Consider the following 21594-nt stretch of genomic DNA (forward strand, 5'->3'; position numbering starts at 1 on the left):
GTAAAACCCGGGACACAAATAAGCGCGTTATTATAGCCATGTCCCGGGGGAGGGCAAGGTGCTAGGCACCTTATGATTGATTGCGACGACTGTCGACCGGGCAGCTGTAGTCCGCCGGTTTGAGGATCAGGATGTCGCAGGAGAGGCGGTCAATCACATGTTCGGCGGTATTGCCGAGCAAAGCTGCAGAAAGCCCGGTACGGCCGACGCAGCCCATGATCATCAAGGTCGCCTTGAGCTCTTCGGCCATATCCGGCAACACCTCTTCCGGTAGCCCCTCTGCTACCCGAGCCCAGAGATGACCGATCCCGAACTTGTCGGCATGGCTGAGCAGCAGGCTTTCGTGGTGCTTGCGGATCGCTTCGTTGTAGGCGTTGGGATCAAACTCTGGCAGCTCGATGGCCACGTTGACCGGGGTGCCCGGGTAGGTGTTGACCAGATAGAGGTTGGAGCCCAGCAGCTCGGCGATGTCGCTTCCTTCCTGGGTGATCCGTTCGTTGAGCAATTTCTGATCCGGATCGTCGCTTGAGCAGTTGATGGCGGCGATGATGTTGCCGCCCCGTTGCCAGTGACCCTCCTTGACCAGCAGCACCGGACAGGGGCATTTGCGCAGCAGGTGCCAGTCGGTGGGGGTAAAGATGAAGGTTTGCAGGAAGCTGTGATGGTGAGTGGCTTTGACCACCAGATCGTGGCGCTGCTCCAGTACTTCCTGAATGACGCACTCGAAGGGACGATTGTGCCAGACCACTTTCACTTCGCATTCGATCCCCTGTGCCCGATATGGTGTCAGGATCTCGTCCAGCCACTCACGTCGCTGTGAAATGACGCCGTCGCGCATCTCTTGTCGCTCGTCCACCGAGAGCATGGCAGTCATTTCATACGAGAAGTCATAGATGGTGAGCAGCAGGGTCAGATGGGCGTTTTCGTCCAGCTCGGCGACTTTGACTGCCCGTTCGAGGGCGATTTGACGCTCCTCTTCTGGATTGATAACCACCAGAATATTCTGATATTTGACCATCTTCTCCTCCTTGGAAAAGTCCAATGACAGCAGAATCTTAGCCATTACAGCTTAGCGCAGGAGGAGGGTATGGGGAACGTACCGGATCACATTCCAGAGGAAAGGATCCGGCAGGGAAAGCAGGAGAAAAGCGAGAGGGTAAGCGGAAAATCAGCCGCAGGGCGGGCGAGTTGCACCGGCCATCATGCCCAGCGCGACCTGATCCAGCACGGTAATGTATTTGCCTTTGACGCTGATGAGACCGGACTTCTGGAAACGGCCGAGCAGACGACTGATGGTCTCGACGGTCAGACCCAGATAGTTGCCAATGTCACCACGGGTCATGGAGAGACGGAACTCCTTGGCGGAGAAGCCGCGTTCGGAGAAGCGTACCGACAGATTGTGCAGGAAGGCGGCGAGGCGCTCTTCGGCATTTTTCTTGGAGAGCAGCAGGATCATCTCCTGATCGCCCATGATTTCGCTACTCATCAGACGCATGATCTGCTGGCGTAGTTTGGGCATCTTGCCGGAGAGATCATCCAGCACTTCAAACGGGATCTCGCACACCATGGCCGTTTCCAGCGCCTGGGCGAAGGAGGGGTGGGCCTGCTTGTTGATGGCATCAAAACCGACCAGATCGCCAGCGAGGTGGAACGCGGTGATCTGCTCATCCCCTTGCTCGGTGATGGTATAAGACTTGATGGTCCCGGAACGGATGGCATAGAGTGATTTGAACTCATCGCCAGCCTTGAACAGCTCTTCACCCTTCTGGATCGGCTTCTTGCGCTCGATGATGCTGTCCAGCTGATCAAGCTCGTTGTCGTTCAGAGTGAAAGGGATACAGAGCTGACTGATGCTGCAATCCTGGCAATGAATTGCACAGCCACCGCTCTGGATACGTCTGCCAGGTTTCTTTTCCGGGATCATAGGCTCATACGAATAATTGATTTATATCAAACAAGTTTACCATCAACTCATCCGTTTTGGATAGGGTTTCAAAAGGAAGCAATGCCAATCCAGAAGGTATGCACCCCGAAAAAAATGAGCAGCAGGGCACCGCCAAGGCGCAAACTGCGCAGGGTGAGCCAGTATCTCAGGCGATCGGCTAGTCCCCCGAGCGCAAACAGGGTGGGCAGGGTGCCGAGACCAAAAAAGAGCATGATGAGCGCCCCGCCGCTGGCCGAACCGGCCGCTGCGCTCCAGGTCAGCATGGAGTAGACCAGCCCGCAGGGCAGCCAGCCCCACACCATGCCAAAGGGCAATGCCTGCAGCGGGGAGGTGAAGGGGATAAATTTGCCCGCCAGCGGTTTGATACGGGGCCAAAGTCTGGCGCCGAGCCGCTCCAGCAGCAAGATCCCTTGCCACCAGCCCGCCAGATAGAGACCAAGCGCAATCATCAATAGCGCTGCCACGAGACGCAAGCCGGCAATAGCGTGTTTGCCAGCACCCAGCTCACTGGTGGTGGCGAGCAGGCCGCCCACCAGTGCACCTGCAATCACATAGCTCAGGATCCGGCCGAGGTTGTAGTTGAGCAGATAGGCGAGCCGCCCCCAGAAGTGCTGCTTGTTGGCGGGGATCGCCATGGAGAGCGCGGCGGAGACGCCACCGCACATGCCGATACAGTGGGCAGAGCCTGCCAGTCCGACCAGCAGGGCGCCGGCCAGATCAAGGTTGTGGGTCATGGTCAGCAGGCTTTACGGGTTTGTGGGCAGGTTGCTCTTCGTCAAACAGGATGTTGGAACCCTGCCGGTCGAGATCTTCAAACTGCTCGGAGCGAATGGCCCAGAAGAAGACGACCCCGGCGATGATCACAAACAGGATGGCGATGGGGATCAGGACAAAAATTATATTCATGAGAGGTACCTTGGCGTTCATCCTTGGCAAGCGTCCCCTATGGTAACCCTATTCGGGCAGGGGGCCAGCCGCTATCAGTGAGAAATGTGGCCTGCATCGGAGGCAGGCCACATTTTCAGCTATTTTTCGCCACCGGTCTCATCGGTTGAGGCGCATGGAGTTGGTCACCACGATGAGTGAACTGAGCGACATGCCCGCTGCCGCCAGATAGGGGGGCAGCCAGCCGCAGGCCGCCAGCGGCAGCACCAGCAGGTTGTAACCGATGGACCAGGCGAAGTTCTCGATGATGATCTTGCGGGTACGCATTGCCAGCACTCTGGCCTCGAGCAGTCGGCTCAGGTCATCGGCCAGCAGGATGGCATCGGCGCTGTTTTTCGCCAGATCGGTGCCACCGGCCATGGCGAACGAGGCGTGCGCCCCGGCCAGTACCGGCGCGTCGTTGATGCCATCGCCCACCATGATGCTGATATCTCCCTGGGCTTCCCGGGCCTTGAGGTAGGCCAGCTTGCCATCGGGCGAGACCCCCTTGACCAGCTCATCCACGCCCAGCTCGCGGGCAATCTCGTCTGCCTGCAGAGAGCTGTCGCCAGTCAGCACGGTAGTTTGCAGACCTGCCGCCTTGAATGCCGCGATCAGCGCCCTGGCATCGGGGCGCAGGGTATCTTCCAGATTGAAGCGGGCCAAGACCTGCTGCTCGTCGGCCAGATAGATAGCCAGACCGCGGCCGCGTTCTTGCGCCGGATCCAGCCCAAGCCAGCGGGCACTGCCGATGCGGTAGCGTACGCCATCCACCAGCGCCGTGATGCCGTGACCGATGACCGGGGTGATCTCGCGGGCGGATGGCAACACGGCGATGCTGTCGGCGGGCAGTCGGAAGGCGCGTGCAATGGGGTGTTCGGATTGCGCCTCCATAGCCCTGGCGATGGCGAGGCAGTGCGCCTCGTCAAGGTCGGCCAACGCCTGAGTCTGCGTCAGACTGATCTCCCCTGTGGTCAGGGTACCGGTCTTGTCCATCACGATCCGGTTGGCTTTGGTCAGCACGTCCAGCACATGACCACGGCGCAGCAGAATGCCGTTGCGGGTCAGATTGGCGGTGGCCGAGGTCAGCGCCGTCGGAGTCGCCAGCGACAGAGCACAGGGGCAGGTGGCAACCAGCACGGCGAGGGTGACCCAGAACGCCTGATCTGGTTGATGGAAGTGCCAGAAGGTCCAGACGGCGGCGGCAATAATCAGCAGCACCAGAATAAAGTGGCGCGACAGCTGATCCGCCATCTGGGCGATGGCTGGTTTGTCGTCGAGAGCGTGATCCTGCAGCCGCATGATCTGGGCGATCCGCGACTCTTCAATACGGTGGCTGACCCGGATCTGCAGCGGGGCATCCGTGTTGATGGTGCCGGCATAGACCTGGTCGCTTGGCTGTTTGAGCAGGGGCAGCTGTTCACCGGTCAGCATGGATTCGTTGAGGCTGGCTTGCCCTTCGACAATGATGCCGTCCGCCGGCAAGGTTGCTCCGGCCAGCACCCGTACCCGATCGCCGACCTGCAAGGTCTTGGCCGCTACCTCATGCTCTCCTTCATCATCGATGCGGGTCGCCATGATGGGCACCAGTCGCGCCAGATTGGAGCTCGATTCCGACGCCTTGCGCCGGGCCCGCAACTCGAGAAAGCGCCCCAGCAGCAGGAAGAAGACGAACATGGTGATGGAGTCGTAATAGACCTCACCGGTATTGAACACGGTGGCCCACATGGAGGCGATAAAAGCCCCGATCAGCGCCAGCGACACCGACACATCCATCGACAGGTGACCCTGTTTAAGGCTGCGCCAGGCACCCACGTAAAAGGGCTGGGCCGAGTAGATCATGATGGGGGTGGAGAGCAGCAGGCTTATCCACTTGAAGTAGACCATGAACTCATCTTCAACGCTGATGAAGAGATCCATGTAGAGAGCCACGGCGCACATCATCACCTGCATCGAGCCAAGCCCTGCCAGTGCCAGCCGGAACATATAGCTGCGCACCTCTTTGGCGTAGAGCGCCTCCTGTTGATGGGTCTGGAACGGGTAGGCGCGATAGCCGATCTGGGCAAATCCCTTGAGAATGTCACTCAGGGAGAGCTGGTCCGGATCCCACTTGATGCGAGCCCGGTGGGTGGTGGTGTTGACGTTGATGTAGCGCAGGCCCGTCAGTGTCATCAGGTGGCGTTCGATAAGCCAGGCACAGGCGGCGCAGGTTAGCCCTTCTACTGTCAGCTGGATTTCGCGAAGGGTACCGCTGTCGGTGACAAAATCCTGTTGCACTTCTGCCAGATCGTAGTGGGTGAGTGCGGCCAGCTCCTCGGGCACCAGATCCCCCTTGGTACCGGGGGCGGTGCGGTGATCGTAGTAACTGGCGAGGCCGCACTCCATGATGGTTTCTGCCACCGCCTGACAACCGGGGCAGCACATGGGGCGAACAATCCCCTTTATCTCGAGGGCATAGCCACTATTAGCGGGTACCGGCTCGCCACAGTGAAAACAGGGGGTCATGCTTTATGTCCCCCTGAATGCAGAATGCAAGCAGCAGGGGCGCTGGCGAGCACCGGCTCGCCACAGTGAGAACAGCCGGTCATGGCTTAGCGTCCTTTCGGGTCGAGTTCGACAGGGGCCAGGGTGGGCAGCTGGACGGTCTCTTGCAATCGCCACTCGTGATCGAAAGCATCGACCCGAATGTGCCACTTGCCGACCAGCGGCTTGTCGAAATGGAGGCGATAGGTGCCGCTCGCATCGGCGGTGATCATGTGTTCGCTGTCCTGACCGGCCAAGGTTGGGTGAAACAATGAGAGATAGAGAGCTTGCCCGGCAGGAATGTCGCCGCTGATGGGTTTGAGGGTCAGCTCGTTGCCGTCAACCTCCAGCCCAAAGCGGATATTGAGGGCTTCGGAGCGGTCAAACTTGCTCAAGTCCTGATTGATCTCTTTCCCTTGTTTGTAATAGTCCTCGGCCACCAGATTGACCCCATCCTTGCTGGCGATGATGGCGGTGGCGATGCTGCCGACCACGGCGGCAGTGGGGAGGGCGATGATAAACCAGGGCCAGAATTGGCGATACCACTGTTTGGATAGAGGTTGGGTCATGATTGCTACTGCCATGAAACGAATGATTAACGTGGAAGATGGTTTTTACGCAACACAAGATAACAAAAAGCCTCGAGGAGTCGAGGCTTTTTGCTGTGTAATCACGTGTTTATCACATGTTACAACGTTACGGGCGAACCTTATTTGGCAGACTGTTGATGAGACAGGCTGTAAACGTAGGAGGCCAGCAGGTGAACCTTGTCCTCACCCAGAATGTCTTTCCAGGCTGGCATCACGCCGTGACGACCGTGGGTGATGGTTTGTACCACCACTTCGCGGGAGCCACCATAGAGCCAGGTGTTGTTGGTCAGATCTGGCGCACCGACGGCAACACCGCCCTTGGCATCGGCCCCGTGGCAGGCAGCGCAGATAGCGAAGCGTGCTTCACCTTTCTTCGCTTCGACCAAGTCGACCTTGCGACCGGAGAGGCTTAGCACATAGGAGGCCACTTCCTGAACGCCATCTTTGCCGAGGATTTCACCCCAAGCAGCCATGATCCCCTGACGACCGCCCATGATGGTGGTCTTTATTTGATCAGGCTGGCCGCCCCATTGCCATTCGCTGTCGGTCAGGTTCGGGAAACCGCGACCACCTCGGGCGTCAGAGCCGTGGCACTGGGAGCAGTTCTGCAGGAACAGACGCTGACCCACTTTCAGTGCTTCCGGATCCTTGGCGATCTCGGTGATGGCACGATAGGTTTTGCCATCCGCTTCATAGGTGAGTTCACGGAACTTGGCGCCGTAGATCTCGTCAGCCTTGGCGACCTCGCGGTCATACTCCACCGCGCGACCTTCAGCCTTAGCCGATTCGGTTGCAGCCTTGGACTCTGCCAGCGAGCGCACGTCCTGGTTGGAACTTTGCCAGCCCAGCAGGCCTTTGAAGTTGCCAAGCCCCGGGAAGGCGATCAGATAGACCAGACCGGTGACGATGAAGAAGAGGAACATGTAAGTCCACCACTTCGGCAGCGGGTTGTTGATCTCCTCGATGCCATCGAAGGAGTGACCCATCGATTTGCCTTCTTCAACACCCATCTTGTCCTTGCGGCACCACATCAGCAGCAAGAAGCAGCCGAGGATGGTTCCCAGACTGATGACAGTCACAAAAATGCTAAACAGAGTGCTCATTATTGTTTCGCTCCTGCGTTCTTTTTATCAGCACCGGGTTGCTCATCATCGGCAAAAACCAGATTGGCAGCCTCGTCGAAAGAGGTCTTGCGGCGTTTGCTGTAGGCCCAGACGATGATGCCAATCATGATGGCCATCAACAGCAGGGTATACAGACCGCGAAATGTGCCGTAGTCCATTTTCGCCTCCTTATTTCAGGGCATGACCCAGTGATTGCAGATAGGCCACCAGCGCATCCAGCTCGGTTTTGCCCTTGACGGCTTCGCCAGCACCCTGAATATCGGCGTCGGTATAGGGCACACCGAAGTGATCGCGGAACAGCGCCAGCTTCTTGGCCGTCATCTCACCGGTCAGCACATTGGTATCAAGCCAGGGGTAGGCGGGCATGTTGGATTCCGGTACCACATCACGCGGGTTGATCAGGTGAACCTTGTGCCACTCGTCGGAGTAGCGGCCACCAACACGGGCCAGATCCGGACCAGTACGCTTGGAGCCCCACAGGAAGGGGTGCTCCCAGACGCTCTCGCCAGCGACCGAGTAGTGACCGTAACGCTCGGTCTCGGCACGGAACGGACGGATCATCTGGCTGTGGCAGTTGGTGCAGCCTTCGCGGATGAAGATGTCGCGTCCTTCCATCTGCAGAGCGGTGTAGGGCTTGAGGCCCTCCACCGGCTCGGTGGTTTGCTTTTGGAAGAACAGCGGGGTGATTTCAACCAGGCCCCCCAGACTGATGGCGAAGATAATGCCGACCACCAGCATGGGAACGCTTTTTTCAAATATTTCGTGACGGTTATTGTTGCTCATGGGTTGACCTCTTCAATCATGCTGGCTGGGCGACAGGTTCCAGAGAACCTTTGGGCGCAGTGATGGTGCGATAGGCGTTGTAAGCCATCAGCAACATGCCGGTGACGAAGAAGCAGCCACCCAGGAAGCGCACGAAATAGAAGGGATAGGATGCCTGCAACGCTTCAACGAAGCTGTAGGTCAGGGTGCCGTCTTCGTTGACTGCACGCCACATCAGGCCCTGCATCACGCCGGAAATCCACATGGCAACGATGTAGAGCACGGTGCCCACGGTCGCCAGCCAGAAGTGAACGTTGATCAGCTTGACGCTGTACATCCGGCCCTGGCCGAACAGGTTCGGGATCAGGTGATAGACGGCACCGATGGAGACCATGGCAACCCAGCCCAGCGCACCGGAGTGAACGTGACCGACGGTCCAGTCGGTGTAGTGGGAGAGGGCGTTAACGGTTTTGATCGCCATCATCGGGCCTTCGAAGGTCGACATGCCGTAGAAAGAGAGAGAGACGATCAAGAAGCGCAGGATGGGGTCATAACGCAGTTTGTGCCAGGCACCGGAGAGGGTCATGATGCCGTTGATCATGCCGCCCCAGGAAGGTACGAACAGGATCAGGGACATCACCATGCCCAGCGACTGAGCCCAGTCAGGCAGTGCGGTGTAGTGCAGGTGGTGCGGACCGGCCCAGATATAGAGGGAGATCAGCGCCCAGAAGTGGACGATGGAGAGGCGATAGGAGTAAACCGGACGACCGGCCTGCTTGGGCACGAAGTAGTACATCATCCCGAGGAAGCCAGCGGTCAGCAGGAAGCCTACCGCGTTGTGGCCATACCACCACTGCACCATGGCGTCCATGGCGCCGGAGTACATGGAGTAGGACTTCATGCCGGAGAGCGGCACTTCCATGTTGTTGACGATGTGCAGCACCGCAACGGTGATGATGAAGGCGCCGAAGAACCAGTTCGCCACATAGATGTGGGAGGTGGTGCGCTTCATCAGGGTGCCGAAGAAGACGATGGCATAGGCGACCCATACCACAGTGATGGCGATATCAATCGGCCACTCCAGCTCGGCATACTCTTTGGCGGAGGTGTAACCCAGCGGCAGAGAGATGGCGGCAGAGAGGATGATTGCTTGCCAGCCCCAGAAGACGAAGGTTGCCAGCGGGCCACCAAACAGTCTGGTTTGGCAGGTGCGCTGCACCACGTAAAACGAGGTGGCCATCAGTGCACTGACGCCGAAGGCGAAGATCACTGCGTTGGTATGGAGGGGCCGCAGACGACTGTAAGTCAGCCACGGGGTCTCGAAGTTGAGGGCAGGCCAGATCAACTGGGCTGCGATCAGTACGCCAACCGACATGCCGACAATTCCCCAGACAATCGTCATGACGGTAAACTGGCGAACAACGGTGTAGTTGTACTCAGGATGGTTAGTTGTATGGCTCATCGTTATATTCCGCTTCCGATGCTGCTGTTGTTTGGTTTTGTATCCGGAGGACCGGACTGGCTTCATCAGCCACCGCCGACCAGTTGTTAACATCTGTTAACGAAAGGAAAAGCAAAAGATGGCTAAATGAAAACTGCATGGGAATGATACTGAAGTGACAGGTAAAATAACAGTATAAACAGTGATATATTTGGCTCCGTCCGGTCTCGATATGGCAGTTTTTTACCTTGTTCGAGATCACAAAAAACTATTTTAATTGCATCTTAATCGGGCTGTTTTTGATGAAAGAGAGACTTACCGCACGTAAAGTTTTGCACCTCGTACTGGTATTGGCGCTGTTATTGGCGCTGATGGCCTATCGCACCTGGTTTTCGGCCGATAACAGCGTCTCTGCTGACCAGAAAAAAGATCAAATTTGTGATCTTTCCCACACCCCTTGCAGCGCGCTGATTGGTGACAAGCCGCTGACGGTCGCCATCAAGGAATTACCGCTGCGCGCCGAACATGACTTTGCCATCGCTATTAGCGGCGGCGATCCGGCCATCAAGCCGGTGAAAGCGACACTCGAAGGCAAAGATATGTTTATGGGCACCATTCCGGTGAGCTTTGAAGAAATAGACAGACAGTGGCAGGGGGTAACCCAGGTGGGGAGCTGTACATCACCCGTCATGATCTGGTTGTTAAATATCGAGTGGAGTAATGGTCAACGCCAGCAATTGGCGCTTTCCGTTGCCCGGGAATAACAGCGCAAGAGGTGGGGAGTGGAAAAAATATTTGAAATTTCCCGGCCAGGCGTTACCTTCCCCAAACCATCAGGGAGTGAAGTTCATTTAATCATGATTGAAAAACAACCGTTTTATCGCACCCTCAACCAGCAGGCCAAGGCGCTGCTGGAGGGGGAAACCGATCTTATTGCCAATCTGGCCAACCTCTCCGCACTGTTGAATCAGGAGCTGGAGAAGATCAACTGGGTCGGTTTTTATCTGTTGCAGGGCGAGACCCTGGTATTGGGGCCATTTCAGGGCAAACCGGCCTGCGTACGGATCCCGGTCGGCCGCGGTGTGTGTGGTACGGCAGTGGCAGAGGGGAGAACCCAGCTCATTGACGATGTCCACCAGTTCGACGGTCACATCGCTTGTGATGGCGCGAGCAACTCGGAAATCGTGATCCCGGTGCGCCGTGGTGGCGAGATCATCGGGGTACTCGATATCGACAGTCCGATTTTTAACCGTTTCGACCAGCAAGACCGGATTGGCCTCGAAGAAACGGTGCAAATTTTGGAAAGCATGCTCTAAGTCATTGCTAGATGGTTCGCAAAAGGCCCCAAGCTCTCTATAATGGGGCCTTTGTTGTGCTCGGGACGTGCCCGTGCGTTTATATGAAAGCCAAGGTTATACATGGAAAACACTGAGAAGCTGAAGAACAGTAAAGAGATCGTTGCCTACCTGGTCGAGAAATTCCCGGCCTGCTTCGTTGCTGAAGGAGAGGCCAAGCCGCTCAAGATTGGCATCTTCCAGGATTTGGCCGAGCGTCTTGCTGACGATGCCAGAGTCTCCAAGACCATGCTGCGTTCCGCACTGCGTCAATACACCTCCAGCTGGCGCTACCTGCACGGTCTCAAAGCTGGCCAGGCTCGCGTTGATCTGGATGGCAACCCGGGCGAGCTGCTGACCGAAGAGCACATCGAGCACGCCAAGCAAGCTCTGAAAGAGAGCAAAGAGCGCGTATTCGCCAGCCGTCGTACCAATACCAAAGAGAAGGATGAGAAGGCCAAGAAGCCCCGTCGTCCTGCTGTGCGCAAAACCGAGAAAGCTGATGTAGCTGCCAAGCCGAAAGCTGCCGCCAAGGCACCGGTCGCTGACGCTCCGCTGGTTAAAGTGGATGCCGCTACGCTGAAAGTGGGCCAGGATGTGCGCGTCGTTATGGGTAAATTCCCGGTTCCGGCAACCATCAAGGAAGTAACCAAGGACGATGTACAGGTCCAACTGCAGACCGGCATGATGGTACGGGTCAAATCAGAGCACTTGGTTCTCTAAGGAGACAAATGTTGAAGCATGGCGTAATTCGTTTTTCCCTCGTTGCCTGTAGCCTGGCGCTTGCCGGGCTTGCACAGGCCATCGAGCCGGTGCTCAAGGAGAGTGATTTGCCTGTGTTGGCTCAAGAGAGCCAACATGCTACGGCCAGCAAGCGAATTACCAATCTGTTTACCCGCTCGCACTACAAACAGTTCAAGCTGGACGATGCCTTTTCCTCCGTGATTTTTGATAAATATCTGGAGAATCTGGACTACAGCCGCAACCTGTTTTTGGCCTCTGATATCAGCCGTTTTGAAAAGTACCGTAACGGTTTTGACACCGACCTCGAAAGAGGCCGTCTGGCACCCGCCTACGAGATGTTCAACCTGAGTCAGCAGCGGCGTTATGAGCGGTTCGAATACGCCCTCAAACTGCTTGATACTCCTTTCGATTTTACCCAGACCGACAACTATGTGTTTGATCGGGAAGGGGCGGCTTGGCCCAAAGATGAAGCAGAGCTCAACGAGCTGTGGCGTCAGCGGGTCAAGTTCGATGCCCTGAGTCTCAAGCTCAGTGGCAAGGAGTGGCCCGAGATCAAGGAGCTGCTTGGCAAGCGTTACAACAACGCCATCAAGCGGATGTCCCAGACCGAGAGCGAAGATGTCTTCCAGCTCTTCATGAACTCCTTCGCTCGCGCCATCGAACCGCACACCAGTTACCTCTCACCACGCAGTGCCGATCGTTTCAACACCGAGATGAACCTCTCGCTGGAGGGGATTGGTGCCGTGTTGCAGGCGGAAGATGACTTTACCGTCATCCGTTCTCTGGTGCCCGGTGGCCCGGCTGCCAAATCCAACCACCTCAAGCCCGATGACAAGATCACCGGGGTGGGGCAGGAAGATGGCAAGATTGTCGATGTGATCGGCTGGCGTCTCGATGACGTGGTCGAGCTCATCAAGGGGCCCAAGGGGAGCAAGGTCAAGCTGGAGATCCAGCGCGGCAAGGGCGCAACTGCCAAGACCGAGCAGATCGAACTGACTCGCGACAAGGTGCGCCTTGAAGACCGGGCTGCCAAGTCCAAGGTGATTAACGCCGAAGGCAAGAAAATTGGCGTCATCGAGATCCCGAGTTTCTACGTCAATCTGCACGACGACGTGATCAAGGAGCTCTCCAGCCTGAACAAGAAGAAGATCGATGGTCTGATCATCGATCTGCGCGGTAATGGCGGTGGCGCCCTGACCGAAGCCTCCGCCCTGAGCGGTCTCTTCTTTGCCAGCGGTCCCGTGGTGCAAATTCGTGATCATATGGGCCGTATCACGGTCAATGGCGATGACGATGGCAACGTCTACTACGGCGGCCCCATGTCGGTGATGATCGACCGTTACAGTGCCTCGGCCTCCGAGATCTTCGCTGCAGCCATGCAGGATTATGGCCGTGCGTTGATTCTGGGTGAAAACTCGTTCGGCAAGGGGACGGTGCAGCAGCACCGCAGTCTCGCCAAGGTCTATGACTTCTACGAGCAGCCGCTGGGTCACGTGCAGTACACCATCGCCAAGTTCTACCGGATCGACGGTGGCAGCACCCAGAACAAGGGCGTTGCGCCGGATATCAGCTTCCCGACACCGGTTGCTCCGGAAGAGACGGGCGAAAGCCGTGAGTTCAATGCGTTGCCGTGGGACAAGATTGCCTCCGCCAACTACGAGAAACTCGGCAACTTCGCCAGCGTACTGCCCAAGTTGCAGGCGGCGCACGATGCCCGGATCGCCAAGGATCCCGAGTTTGCCTATGTGATGCAAGACATCGCCGACTACAAGGAGGAGAAAGACAAGAAGTCGGTCTCCCTCAACGAGGCGGAGCGTGTTGCAGAGCAGGCGAAACAGGATGAGAAAGCGCTCAAACGTACCAACGAGCGTCTGGCACGTCTTGGCAAGCCGGCGGTGAAGAGTCTGGATGAACTGCCCGCTGATTTTGAAGCGCCCGATGAGTATCTCATCGAAGCGGCCAATATCACGGCGGATCTGGCCAAGGTCAGCAAACGCAGCTGACAAGGCGACCTCCAATGTACAAGGGCGACTGCGGTCGCCCTTTCTTTTTGTCTGGCGTATCTGACGTAATGCAAATTGTTTGACCCCGCCAGTTGGTTGTGACAGCCTCTTTCTCGCCTTTAACAAGCGTGGAAGCAGACAATAATGACCGATCACCCCCAGGCCATGACGGCCAAATATCGCCAGGATTATCAGGCGCCGCTCTACTGGATCGACACCATCGACCTCGATTTCCAACTGCAGGAGCCGCTGACCCAGGTCACCGCCATCACCCGCATTCGTCGTAACGGCGAGCACAATGCGCCGCTCGTCCTCGATGGTGAACAGCTGACTCTCAAGAGCGTTGCCATTGATGGCATTCCCTGTGACCACTACGAGCAAGGCGAGAGCAGTCTGACCCTGTTCAACCTGCCTGCCGAATGTGTACTGACCATCGTCACCCTGCTGGATCCGGCCGCCAACACCGCGCTGGAAGGGCTTTACAAATCGGGTGATGCCTACTGTACCCAGTGCGAAGCCGAAGGGTTTCGCCGCATTACCTATTATCTGGACCGCCCCGACATTCTGGCGCGCTACAGCACCCGCATTACTGCCGACAAAGCCCAGTTCCCCTTCCTGCTCTCCAATGGCAACAAGGTCGACAGCGGTGATCTGGATGGCGGCCGTCACTTCGTGCAGTGGCAGGATCCTTTCCCCAAACCCAGCTACCTGTTTGCGCTGGTGGCCGGTGATTTCGATGTGGAGCGCAGCCACTACACCACCAAGAGCGGCCGCAAGGTGGCCCTCGAGATCTTCGTCGACAAGGGCAACCTCGATCGCGCCGGTTTTGCCATGGAGAGCCTCATCAACTCCATGCGCTGGGACGAGCAGCGTTTTGGCCTCGAGTATGATCTCGACATCTACATGATCGTTGCGGTGGACTTCTTCAACATGGGCGCCATGGAGAACAAGGGGCTCAACATCTTCAACTCCAAGTTCGTGCTGGCCAACCCGGCCACCGCTACCGATGGCGACTACCACGGTATCGAACGGGTGATCGGTCACGAATATTTTCACAACTGGACCGGCAACCGCGTCACCTGTCGAGACTGGTTCCAGCTCAGCCTGAAAGAGGGGCTGACGGTATTCCGGGATCAGGAGTTCTCCTCCGATCTGGGCTCCCGTGGCGTCAACCGCATCAACAACGTGCGTACCGTGCGCGGCCCGCAGTTTGCGGAAGATGCCGGCCCCATGGCACACCCGATCCGCCCGGATGTGGTGATCGAGATGAACAACTTCTACACCCTGACCGTCTATGAGAAGGGGTCGGAAGTGATCCGCATGATGCACACCCTGCTGGGGGAAGATGCCTTCCAGGCCGGTATGCGTCTCTACTTCGAGCGTCACGACGGCTCGGCCGCTACTTGCGATGATTTCGTGCAGGCGATGGAGGATGCTTCCGGTGTCGATCTTGGCCGTTTCCGCCGCTGGTACAGCCAGTCAGGCACCCCCGAACTGACCGTGACCGACGAGTACGATGCCGCCAGCGGCATCTATCGCCTTCATGTGAGCCAGCACACCCCGCCGACTCAGGATCAGCCGCAGAAGCTGCCGCTGCATATCCCTCTCGACATCGAGCTTTATGACGAGCAGGGTGCCGTCATCCCGTTGCAGTATCAGGGAAAGGCTATCGGCAACGTGCTCGATGTGCTGGAAGCGGAGCAGACCTTCGAATTTGATCGGGTGCCGGTCAAGCCGGTTCCCTCCCTGCTGCGGGACTTCTCTGCGCCGGTCAAGCTGCACTATGACTACAGCGACGAAGCGCTCGCCTTTCTGATGCGCTTTGCCCGCAACGAGTTTGCCCGCTGGGATGCGGCCCAGATGCTGATCAACAAAGCGGTCATCGACGGGGTGGCACGGGTGCAGCACGGGCAGGGGGTTGAGCTCTCCCAAACCCTGCTGGCCGCCTTCGTCGCTATTCTGGACGACAGCGATCTCGATTTGGCCCTCAAGGCGGAGATCCTGGCGCTGCCCAGTGAGGCGACCCTGGCCGAGCTGTTCGAGGTGGCCGATATCGATGCCATCCATCAGGTGCGCGACGCGATCCACACCCGTCTTGCCGAGGCCTTTGGCACGCGCTTGGCGGCGACCTATCAGAGCCTGCGTCTGAACGGTTATCAGGTGGTGCACGCCGACATGGCCAAGCGGGCTCTTAAAGGGGTGGTGCTGGGCTATCTGGCTGCGTTGGATGCGGAGCATGCCGATGCGCTGGTGCGCGAGCAGTACGCAACCGCCGACAACATGACCGACACCCTGGCGGCGCTGCAGGTGGCCAACGGCTATCTGTTGCCATGCCGCGCCGCGCTGCTGGCCGATTTCGAGGGCAAGTGGGCCAAGGATGGACTGGTGCTGGACAACTGGCTGCGGCTGATTGGCAGCAAACCGGCTGCCGATGTACTGAGCGAAGTGAAACAGGCGATGAGTCACCCCACTTTCAGCATTCGCAACCCGAACCGGCTGCGGGCGCTGATCGGCAGTTTTGCCATGAGCAATCAGGTGCAGTTCCATGCGGTGGATGGCAGCGGTTACCGCTTCCTGACCGATCTGCTGATCGAGCTCAACGAGGTCAATCCGCAGGTGGCCTCCCGCCTTATCACTCCGCTTATCCAGTTCAAGCGACTGGATGAGGCGCGCAAGGCCCTGATCCGCGCCGAGCTGACCCGTCTTGCCAACCTTGAGGGGCTGGCAAGGGATCTGTTCGAGAAGGTCAGCAAGGCGCTGCAGCAGTAAGTGTCGACGGGGCTGGGGCGATAACGCTCTTGCCCCACATTGATGTGCCGTGTGATCAGGAGCAAGCGTGAAGCAGTTTACTTTTCGGCTCTCATTGAGCAGTGACGAGGTGATGCTGATGTATCAGGGCCATGCCAGACGGCTGGTGGTGCGCAGCGAACAGGGGTTGACCCTGGAGCTTGGCATAGAAAAAATACGCCCCTTTGTCGCCATCAATGGTGTGCATGGCTACTTTCGGCTGAAAACCCAGGACGATTACCGCTTTATCAGTCTCGAACGCATAAATTAACAAAAATCGAACAGATTACCGACTGTTTATCTGCTTTGCGTCACTATCTATCCGGTAAACTGGCACAAAGGTAGTGGGAATTTCTGTATTTTTGGTTATTTGCAAAATTTCTCACAGTTTAAGCCGTGATCTGCACCTTGTTTTTAACATCTCGTTAGCACCTTTCCTCGCCTTCCCTTATCCAAGCCATTACACTTCGCAACAACTCTGCACCAGCGGGTAACCAGGGTGGTTGCCTCTGCGTCGGTGGTTAATGTCGTCCGATAAGGAATATAAAAATGGCATTGAAAGACGCCCCTACCTCAGTTCTGCTCGAAAACGTTCTCAGTCTGATCCATCAGAAGTTGCCCAAAAACAGCGCCTCTCTGGTCGAGCGCTTCGTTGCCAAGTTTTACGGCAACATGGCGAGTTCCGACCTGCACGATCGCAATGACAGCGATCTCTATGGTGCGGCCCTGAGCCTGTGGAATGCCCTCAATCAGCGCAGCGGTACCGATCCCTACATCCGGGTCTACAACCCCGAGCTGACCCGTCACGGCTGGCAATCGCCCCATACCATCGTCGAGGTGATCCTGCAGGACTCCCCCTTCCTGGTGGACTCCATCCGGATGGCGCTTAAACGGCTCAATATCACCGCCCACATGATGCTGCACCAACCGCTGCACCTCATTCGTGGAGCGGATGGCAAGATTGACGCCATTCTGGCGCTCGACAACACCGACGGGCAGACCTCGGTTGAAACGGCCTTCCTTATCGAGATCGATCACCTCACCAGCGAGGAGCAGATGGCCGCGCTGGCTGCCGAGCTCAACTCGGTGGCCGGTGAAGTGGCGCTGGCAGTCGGCGACTGGCAGCCGATGCTGGCCAAGCTCAATGAGATCATCGACGAACTGCCCAAGCGCAAGCACCCGGTCAGCAAGGAGGAGGTGGCCTCCTGCGTTGCCTTCCTCAAATGGGTAGCTGCCCACAACTTTACCCTGATGGGCTATCGTCGTTACGATGTCAAGGCGGTGGAGGGGGATCACGAGATCCTGCCGCAGGCGAGTTCCAGTCTGGGGCTGATGAAGAACTCCATCAAGGAGGTGGGCCAGCGCCTTGGCAACATGCCTGCCAGCGCCCGTCATGCCGCTCTGAGTTCTGACCTGCTGATCCTCACCAAATCCAACAGCAAGTCCCGGGTGCACCGTCCGGCTTATGTGGATTACATCGGCATCAAGCGCTTTGACGAGCATGGCAAGGTGATCGGGGAAGATCGCTTCATCGGCCTCTACGCCTCTTCCATCTACAACACCAGCGCGACCCAGATCCCGCTCATCAGCCATCGTCTCGAACGCATCATGGCGGCCTCCGGTCATGAGAAGGGCTCCCACGCATACAAGGCGCTGCTGAACGTGCTGGAAACCTATCCCCGTGACGAACTGATCCAGGCTCGTGAAGAGGAGCTGCTGGCCACCGGTCTTGGGGTGCTGGAGATGCAGGAGCGGGACATGCTGCGGCTATTCGTGCGCCGGGATGTCTATGGTCGTTTCTTCTCCTGCATGGTCTATGTCACCAAGGAGCGCTACAACACGGCGCTGCGGATCAAGACCCAGCAAATATTGCAGAAGTATTTTGGCAGCAACGAAGAGGTGGAGTTCAACGTCTACTTCACCGAAGGCGTGCTGGCGCGGACCCACTACATAGTGCGGGTCAACAACAACAACGTGGATGTGGATGTGAACGAAGTACAGAACAACCTGATTGAAGCGGCCCGCAGCTGGGACGACAGACTCGACTCCGTGCTGCTTTCCCACTATGGCGAGGCCCGTGGCAACGAGCTGCGCCGCCGTTTCAGTACTGCATTCCCTCGCGCTTACAAGGAGGATGTGCTGCCTGGCTCTGCCGTGGCCGACATCATGGCGCTCGATAACCTGAGCGAAGCCGAGCCGCTGGGGATGCTGTTTTACCGCGCGCAGGAGGAGGACAACGACCGTCGGGTACGGCTCAAGCTGTTCCACCGCACCGAGCCCATTCACCTCTCCGATGTGCTGCCGATGCTGGAGAACATGGGGCTGCGGGTGATCGGCGAGACCCCGTATCAGGTACGCACTCCGGGGGGCGATCTGTTCTGGATCCTCGACTTCTCCATGCTGCTGCATGGCGAGCAGCCCTTTGATCTGGCCCAGAGCCAGGAGCGCTTCCAGCAGGCGTTTGCCGCCATCTGGAACAAGCAGCTGGAAGATGACGGCTTCAACCGACTGGTGCTGGGGGCGGGTCTCACTGGCCGCCAGGTCTCGGTGCTGCGCGCCTATGCCAAATACATGCGCCAGACTGGCGTCTCCTTCAGCCAGTCCTATATCGAAGAGACTCTGACCCGCTACCCGGATATTGCCCAATTGCTGTTCACCCTGTTCGAACAGCGCCTCGATCCGGCCGGCAAGCAGGACGCCAAGGTACAGGCCAAGTTGCACGAGGAGCTGGCCGCCAAGCTGGATCAGGTGGCCAACCTGGATGACGATCGCATCATCCGCCGCTATGTGGAGATGATTGACGCTACCCTGCGCACCAACTACTACCAGCTGGACAAGGCGGGCAACATCAAGCCCTACATCTCCTTCAAACTGGCGCCGTCCAGCATCACCGACATGCCACTGCCGCTGCCGAAATTCGAGATCTTCGTCTACTCGCCGCGGGTGGAAGGGGTACATTTGCGCTGGGGTAAAGTGGCTCGTGGCGGTCTGCGCTGGTCCGATCGCAAAGAGGACTTCCGCACCGAAGTGCTGGGTCTGGTGAAAGCCCAGCAGGTGAAGAACACCGTCATTGTGCCGGTGGGGGCCAAGGGCGGTTTCTACTGCAAACAGATGCCGGTGGGGGCGCCTCGCGCCGTTATCCAGGAGGAGGGCAAGGCCTGTTATCGCCTGTTTATCCGCGGTCTGCTCGATGTGACTGACAACATCATCGGCGGCGAGGTGATCCCGCCCAAATCCGTGGTGCGTCACGATGAGGATGACTACTACCTGGTGGTCGCTGCCGACAAGGGCACAGCCACATTCTCCGACATCGCCAACGAAATAAGCCTCGAATATGGCCACTGGCTCGGCGATGCATTCGCCTCCGGCGGCTCGGTCGGTTACGACCACAAGAAGATGGGTATCACCGCCCGCGGCGCCTGGGAGTCGGTCAAGCGTCACTTCCGTGAAATTGGCGTCAACTGCCAGACCACCGATTTTACCTGCGTCGGGATCGGCGACATGGCCGGCGACGTGTTCGGCAACGGCATGTTGCTCTCCGAGCACACCCGGCTGGTGGGCGCGTTCAACCACATGCACATCTTCGTCGACCCCACTCCGGATGCGGCCAAGAGTTTTGTCGAGCGCCAGCGCCTGTTCGATCTGCCGGGCTCCAGCTGGGATGACTACAACCGCGAGCTGATATCACAAGGGGGCGGCATCTTCCTGCGCTCGGCCAAATCCATCAAGCTCAGCCCCGAGATGCAGACACTACTCGGCACCGACAAGGCCAGCATGGCGCCGAACGAGCTCATCAAGGCACTGCTTTGCCTCAATGTCGACCTGCTGTGGAACGGCGGCATCGGCACCTATGTGAAGAGCGCTCGCGAGAGCGATGCCGAGGTGGGCGATCGCAGTAACGATGCTCTGCGGGTCAACGGTCGCGATCTGCGGGCCCGCATTGTGGGTGAGGGGGGCAACCTCGGCTTTACCCAGCTCGGCCGGGTGGAGTACGCCAGTCAGGGCGGTCGCATCAATACCGATTTTACCGACAACGTGGGCGGGGTGGATTGCTCCGACAACGAGGTGAACATCAAGATCCTGCTGAACCAGTTGGTGGCGGCAGGGGATCTGACCCTCAAGCAGCGTAACCAGATGCTGTATGAGATGACCGACGACGTGGCGCAGATCGTGATCACCAACGCCTATCGCCAGTCCCAGTCTATCTCGGTCACCAGCTTCCGCGGCTCTGAACAACTGAAAGAGCAGCAGCGCTTTATTCAGGGACTGGAGCGGGAAGGCAAGCTGGACCGTGCGTTGGAGTTCCTGCCATCCGATGAGGAGCTTTCCGAGCGGATGGCGGCAGGGCAGGGACTGACCCGCCCCGAACTGGCGGTGCTGGTGGCTTACGGCAAGATGGTGCTGAAAGAGCAGCTCAACTGCCCGGAAGTGACAGACGAGCCCTTCCTCGCCAACATGCTGGTCACCAGCTTCCCGGCCAAAGTACAGCAGCAGTTTGGTGCCCAGCTGGCCGATCACCCGCTACGCGGCGAGATCATCGCTACCCGGGTGGCCAACATGCTGGTTAACGACATGGGGCTCAACTTCGCCAGCCGGATGAAGGACGAGACCGGTGCCTCGGTCGCCGAAGTGGCCTGCTGCTTTGCCATGGCCCGCGAAGTGTTTGGCATGAACCAGCTGTGGCGCGATATCGAAGGGTGCGACAACCTGGTGGATGCCCAGACTCAGCTCGAGCTGATGTTCTACAGCCGCCGCATCGTGCGCCGTGCCACCCGCTGGTTCCTGCGCGCCCGCAATCGCAGCTGGAGCATCAGCGAGAACATCGCCTTTTTCCGTCCGGCGTTCGAGACCCTCGGCACACACCTCTACGAGGTGATGGATGAGAGCGAAGTGGCCGAGCATCGTCAGGCTGTTGCCAAGTGGATGGAGAAACAGGTGCCGGAGGCCATTGCCCGTCAGGTCGCCCATATGAGCAGCCTCTTCTCCAGCCTGGATCTGGCGCAGATTGCCGCGGAGCACAAGACCGATATCCTGCGCGCCGCCAATGTTTACTATCGCCTCGGAGCCAAACTGGATCTGCACTGGTTCCTCGACCAGATCAACCATCAGCCGGTCGGCAACCACTGGCAGGCGATGGCGCGAGCCTCCTTCCGCGAAGATCTGGACTGGCAGCAGCGCAGTCTCACTTCTGTGGTACTGGAAGGGTGCAAAGATCAGGGAGAATGCGCTACCATACTGGCCGACTGGATTTCGGAGCATGAACAACTCTTGTCCCGTTGGACCCACATGTTGGCCGACTTCAAGACCACCAGCACCCACGAGTTCGCCAAGTTCTCGGTGGCCTTGCGAGAGTTGAACCTGCTCCAGTTGAATTGTCGGGCACTTTAATTGCCAGATTAAGGCATGACACCGACATT

Annotated in this window: 17 protein-coding genes; 7 read left to right on the top strand and 10 right to left on the bottom strand. The window is 58.0% G+C overall.

The features are described 5' to 3' along the window. Nucleotides 1-70: 70 nt before the first annotated feature. From uspE to ccoN, 10 genes are all read right to left on the bottom strand, one after another. Nucleotides 71-1018, bottom strand: a complete 948-nt coding sequence (uspE, locus tag LRL22_RS05700) for a universal stress protein UspE (protein WP_270904919.1) — start codon at nucleotides 1016-1018, stop codon at nucleotides 71-73. 150 nt (nucleotides 1019-1168) lie between these two features. Further along, nucleotides 1169-1924, bottom strand: coding sequence for an FNR family transcription factor (locus LRL22_RS05705; RefSeq protein ID WP_005351934.1), 756 nt, complete (start codon nucleotides 1922-1924; stop codon nucleotides 1169-1171). Nucleotides 1925-1992: 68 nt separating this feature from the next. Then, a complete protein-coding gene (locus tag LRL22_RS05710; RefSeq protein WP_270904920.1) occupies nucleotides 1993-2679 on the bottom strand; it encodes a sulfite exporter TauE/SafE family protein in 687 nt (228 codons plus the stop codon). Continuing rightward, complete coding sequence (gene ccoS, locus LRL22_RS05715) at nucleotides 2663-2851, bottom strand: cbb3-type cytochrome oxidase assembly protein CcoS (RefSeq protein WP_005336630.1); 189 nt, start codon at nucleotides 2849-2851, stop codon at nucleotides 2663-2665. Before ccoS ends, LRL22_RS05710 begins: the two co-directional genes overlap by 17 nt. Nucleotides 2852-2989: 138 nt before the next feature. After that, on the bottom strand, nucleotides 2990-5374 hold the full coding sequence (locus LRL22_RS05720; protein ID WP_270904921.1) for a heavy metal translocating P-type ATPase: 2385 nt from the start codon (nucleotides 5372-5374) through the stop codon (nucleotides 2990-2992). A gap of 86 nt (nucleotides 5375-5460) precedes the next feature. After that, nucleotides 5461-5961 (bottom strand): FixH family protein, encoded by a 501-nt coding sequence (locus LRL22_RS05725; protein ID WP_270904922.1) that lies wholly within the window; start codon nucleotides 5959-5961, stop codon nucleotides 5461-5463. Nucleotides 5962-6101: 140 nt separating this feature from the next. Further along, nucleotides 6102-7085: a cytochrome-c oxidase, cbb3-type subunit III gene (ccoP, locus tag LRL22_RS05730; RefSeq protein ID WP_019446377.1), complete on the bottom strand. Its 984-nt coding sequence runs from the start codon at nucleotides 7083-7085 to the stop codon at nucleotides 6102-6104. Next, nucleotides 7085-7264 (bottom strand): CcoQ/FixQ family Cbb3-type cytochrome c oxidase assembly chaperone, encoded by a 180-nt coding sequence (locus tag LRL22_RS05735; protein WP_005336620.1) that lies wholly within the window; start codon nucleotides 7262-7264, stop codon nucleotides 7085-7087. The genes ccoP and LRL22_RS05735 overlap by 1 nt, the downstream gene beginning before the upstream one ends. A gap of 10 nt (nucleotides 7265-7274) precedes the next feature. Next, entirely contained in the window at nucleotides 7275-7889 is a 615-nt protein-coding gene (ccoO, locus tag LRL22_RS05740) for a cytochrome-c oxidase, cbb3-type subunit II (protein ID WP_005336618.1), read from the bottom strand. Nucleotides 7890-7905: 16 nt separating this feature from the next. Continuing rightward, entirely contained in the window at nucleotides 7906-9330 is a 1425-nt protein-coding gene (gene ccoN, locus LRL22_RS05745; RefSeq protein WP_005336616.1) for a cytochrome-c oxidase, cbb3-type subunit I, read from the bottom strand. Nucleotides 9331-9611: 281 nt separating this feature from the next. Between ccoN and LRL22_RS05750 the strand changes: the two genes are divergently transcribed. From LRL22_RS05750 to LRL22_RS05780, 7 genes are all read left to right on the top strand, one after another. Then, nucleotides 9612-10073: a hypothetical protein gene (locus LRL22_RS05750; RefSeq protein ID WP_270904923.1), complete on the top strand. Its 462-nt coding sequence runs from the start codon at nucleotides 9612-9614 to the stop codon at nucleotides 10071-10073. A 93-nt stretch (nucleotides 10074-10166) separates the two neighbouring features. Continuing rightward, a complete protein-coding gene (locus LRL22_RS05755) occupies nucleotides 10167-10625 on the top strand; it encodes a GAF domain-containing protein (RefSeq protein ID WP_227096538.1) in 459 nt (152 codons plus the stop codon). Between the two features lie 102 nt (nucleotides 10626-10727). Further along, the gene (gene proQ, locus LRL22_RS05760; RefSeq protein WP_005351923.1) at nucleotides 10728-11366 is read left to right on the top strand and encodes an RNA chaperone ProQ; all 639 of its coding nucleotides are present in this window, start codon (nucleotides 10728-10730) and stop codon (nucleotides 11364-11366) included. A gap of 8 nt (nucleotides 11367-11374) precedes the next feature. Beyond that, nucleotides 11375-13390 (top strand): carboxy terminal-processing peptidase, encoded by a 2016-nt coding sequence (prc, locus tag LRL22_RS05765; protein WP_005351922.1) that lies wholly within the window; start codon nucleotides 11375-11377, stop codon nucleotides 13388-13390. Between the two features lie 144 nt (nucleotides 13391-13534). Continuing rightward, nucleotides 13535-16159, top strand: a complete 2625-nt coding sequence (gene pepN, locus LRL22_RS05770) for an aminopeptidase N (RefSeq protein WP_270904924.1) — start codon at nucleotides 13535-13537, stop codon at nucleotides 16157-16159. A gap of 67 nt (nucleotides 16160-16226) precedes the next feature. Further along, the gene (locus tag LRL22_RS05775) at nucleotides 16227-16448 is read left to right on the top strand and encodes a DUF2835 domain-containing protein (RefSeq protein WP_033136823.1); all 222 of its coding nucleotides are present in this window, start codon (nucleotides 16227-16229) and stop codon (nucleotides 16446-16448) included. 278 nt (nucleotides 16449-16726) lie between these two features. Further along, nucleotides 16727-21565, top strand: coding sequence for an NAD-glutamate dehydrogenase (locus tag LRL22_RS05780; RefSeq protein ID WP_270904925.1), 4839 nt, complete (start codon nucleotides 16727-16729; stop codon nucleotides 21563-21565). Nucleotides 21566-21594: the final 29 nt, after the last annotated feature.

This window comes from Aeromonas sp. PI_26 (genome assembly GCF_027854445.1).
GTDB classification, from domain to species: domain Bacteria; phylum Pseudomonadota; class Gammaproteobacteria; order Enterobacterales; family Aeromonadaceae; genus Aeromonas; species Aeromonas veronii.